Raw genomic sequence first — 3,362 nt, 5'->3', positions numbered from 1 at the left:
TCAGCAGAGAAAGGGGCTAACGCTGTGCTGGTAAAAATCAGCATCTGATGACGTTCAGGAAGATGAATGGCTAACTGACGCTGAAAGTGAATGTGAGCGCCACGTTTGAAGTCGCATTCCGTTTCCAGCGCGACGTAACTACGAGACATCGGCAGAACACGAATCTTTCGGGTTTCACTGCGTTTGAGTTCGACGCTGTCGAGCAGGAGAGACCACTGATGATCCAGTTCTTCCTCAAATGTCCGGTCTTCAGGGATAATGCCCCTGCTGACGATAAGTGACGAATTATCTTGATTATTTCTAAATATGTTCAGGGTGCAATCCTGCCAGTTGCCGTTCTCCGGCAATGGGAAGCTGCACTCGTCAATGTGATATAGGCTCATGGCTTTTCACTTTCCTTGTTAAAAATCGCATCAACGCTGCTTTGTATCGAATTTTTATAGCTCTCACCTGGAGCAGTGGCCGGTGCCCCTGGCGAAGACGGATTGAGGCCGAGAACACCCCCCACGGTATTAATGACGCCATTGCCCTCGATGGTGACATTCAAACTTTTGCCTTTGAGATTGATGGCCCCGCTGGCATGCAGTTCAAGAGCGCTGTCCCCGCATTCAAGGCGGATCATTTGCCCGGAACCTATCGTCACAACGTTAACGGCAAGACTGGTAAGGGTGCCGCCGGTCAACTGCGCAACATCACCTTTCACCGCCAGTGATTGCCCGATTTTTACGGTCGAGCCCTGAAATCCTTCAATGGCATTGGTTTCATTACCCGCAACGATCTTTGTGCGGTTCCCCTTGATGGTGCTGAGCTCATTACCCTTGATGCTTTTCACCCGATGACGGTCCACTGTCAGTGCCTGATCGTTCAGTACCTTCGTTTTCATGTCCTTCTGAGCCTGCATCGACAAAAGCTCATTACCGGTCGCATCTTCGAACATCAGTTCGTTGTAACCGCTGCCTTTGTAGGTCTGCGAGCGGATCGCCATCTGCGTTTTAGTGCCCAGTAAACTGCCGGGTGCGCGATTGCTGGCGTGATAGGTACGGCCGGTCACGATCGGTTGATCCGGGTCACCGTTGAGGAAATCGACGATCACTTCCTGGCCGACGCGCGGTATGGCGATGTTGCCAAAACCGGTGCCTGCCCACGCCTGTGAGACGCGGATCCAGCACGAGCTGCCTTCGTTAGCCTTGTTGTAGCGATCCCAGGCGAATTTTACCCGCACGCGCCCGTGCTCATCGCAGAAGATTTCTTCTCCCGGCGGGCCGGTGACGATGGCAATCTGCGGGCCGTCAATGCGCGGCTTGGGATGCGGCACCGAGCGCCACGTTTGCGTTGCGGGGATCACCTGAAAGTGGCTGGACAGCGTGGTTCCCTGACCTTCGTTGCCTATCAGCGCCTGTGGCTGGTCGCCCTGCATTTCACAGGCGACAACCTGCCACTGGGTATTCAAATCTTCACGGGGATGGTCCGTCAGCGCAAAACACAGACCGGGCTGAATGCGGGGTGAGTTCGACGTTCCCATGACCCTATCCGCGTTATTGCGCCAGCCTTCAATCTGATAGCGGGCAAAATCTTCGCCGTGCTGTTCGTCTTTAAAGCGTCCGGGATAATCAAATATTTCATAAGCCGCATGCTGATAGGGCATCCGCCGCGGCTGGTCCTGAAATTGCGCCGGCCAGTTCGGGGCGGTGAAGGTGTAATCCTGCAACGTCACCTGCGAAGGGCGGATCTGCGCGCTGCGGCGGAAATTGTTGATGCAGTATGTGTCGGCTTCCGAGGCCGCATTGGGGTTGTAGGGTATCTTGCCCATGCTGGTCAATGCCGTACAGTTATCGGCAAACGCCAGTTTCTGATCGTTGGCCTGCAGATATTCTTCTTCAAAAAAGAAAATGCCTTCTTCAGCGGTCAGGCGCCGGATAAATTCGTAGTCGCTTTCCATAAACTGCACGCAAAACTCACGCTGGTCGTGCGAGGCGCGAAAAAAAGTATCGTATTTAACGATGTTCATTTCTTTCATCAACGGCTGAAGAATGCCTGCAATATCAAAATTCTGAAAACTGCGGCAGTTACGGCGCTGCGCGCTGCGCCAAAGGTTGGGACGGATGGTCAGGCGGTACAGCGTCTGATGTTTGCCTGTATCGCCCTGTTCGCAAAAGGTCACGATGCCGCGCACCCGTCGTTTGATTTCTTCGCCCTGCCAGATGGTCAGCGTCGCCATTTCATCCAATACTTTTTCAAAGCCAACCGCCGGGTCACTGCTGGCCAGCGTGACGTCCAGGGTAAAGAGTTCGGAGTAAGCCTGTGAAAGCTGAAAATTCACGACAGCAAAGGTGTCTTTAGCCACGTTGCCTGCGGTGAAGGTAAAGCGGGTTCCGTATTGAGGCATTGTCATAGTCCCTGAAGGCACGAGGGTAACGCCCTGCACTCCTCATGCAGGGCGTAATTATTAGTCAGAAATTAAGACTCCAGCGGTGCGCGCCAGTCATCAGCGCCAGAGGTACCTGCAGATACGTGTTCCCACTCAATTTTGCGGTAAGCCAAAGAGACTTCGATCAATTGGGTGAACTCGCGTTTTGCGGGATCCTGGCAGTGAGGCATATGACAATTGATATCCACAATGGTGGAATCAGTCAGTCGGGTTGTGAAGAAATGTTCCTGCTTTCCTTCAACCGACGTGCGGTACCATTTCATCTCAGTGGTCGGCAGCATTTCGCCTGAAGCCAGTGCGTTATAAAGCAAAGGAACCGCTTTATTCAGTGCAACCGTGAAAATAAACGGCTTGTGAGCACGCTGCCCGGCAGGCTGACCTGATTGCGGATCGGTTGGAACGGTAACGATATGTTGGAACTCCTGCACCAGCATTTCGTTTTCATGCCCCTGAACATAAATATTACCGACTGATTCAGAAGTAAAAGCACCCGCGGTGATGTTGCCCTGGGTTTGGCCGTTCATTGAGATATAACATGGGGTAGGCATCGTAAAACTCCTTGTAAATGATTAACACCAGTTTTATTAAGAATGAGATCTATTATTTAAATCAATTTACTTTCTGCAATCCCCATTACAGAGAAAGTAAAAAAGAAACAAGCCAAATGAACTGGCTTTAATTTCATTTTTAGAAACAGTTTTAGAAACTATTTAAGAAACTAATTTCCACAAACAGAAAGAATTGAATTAACAGACTCACTATCAAAAATAGCACCAAAAAATAAACTATAAAACAAGAAAAAAACCGGCACACCGATAAGCATAAAAAATAAATAATCCACATGAATGCTAAAAAACAAAGGTATATAACACAATAATAAAACACCTCACAGAAAATAAAATAAATCACTTAAAATCATAAAGATAGATCATAT

Annotated in this window: 3 protein-coding genes; all 3 read right to left on the bottom strand. The window is 49.9% G+C overall.

Going from position 1 to position 3,362, the window contains the following annotated elements:
- On the bottom strand, window positions 1–383 hold a 383-nt coding region (locus D6C13_RS25135; RefSeq protein ID WP_120135323.1), incomplete at its 3' end, for a DcrB-related protein.
- Entirely contained in the window at window positions 380–2,386 is a 2,007-nt protein-coding gene (gene tssI / locus D6C13_RS25130; RefSeq protein WP_120135322.1) for a type VI secretion system tip protein TssI/VgrG, read from the bottom strand. The genes tssI and D6C13_RS25135, both read right to left, overlap by 4 nt.
- 71 nt (window positions 2,387–2,457) lie before the next feature.
- Complete coding sequence (locus D6C13_RS25125; protein ID WP_120135321.1) at window positions 2,458–2,976, bottom strand: Hcp family type VI secretion system effector; 519 nt, start codon at window positions 2,974–2,976, stop codon at window positions 2,458–2,460.
- Window positions 2,977–3,362 lie beyond the last annotated feature (386 nt).

Origin of the sequence: Rahnella woolbedingensis (genome assembly GCF_003602095.1) — a bacterium.
Lineage (GTDB): Bacteria > Pseudomonadota > Gammaproteobacteria > Enterobacterales > Enterobacteriaceae > Rahnella > Rahnella woolbedingensis.
The sequence above is the reverse complement of the archived record's forward strand: the minus strand, read 5'-3'. Positions and strand labels throughout refer to the sequence as shown.

Coding starts and splice junctions, on each gene's coding strand:
- tssI (WP_120135322.1), bottom strand. CDS start 2,386: ATGCCTCAATACGGAACCCGCTTTACCTTCACCGCAGGCAACGTGGCT.
- D6C13_RS25125 (WP_120135321.1), bottom strand. CDS start 2,976: ATGCCTACCCCATGTTATATCTCAATGAACGGCCAAACCCAGGGCAAC.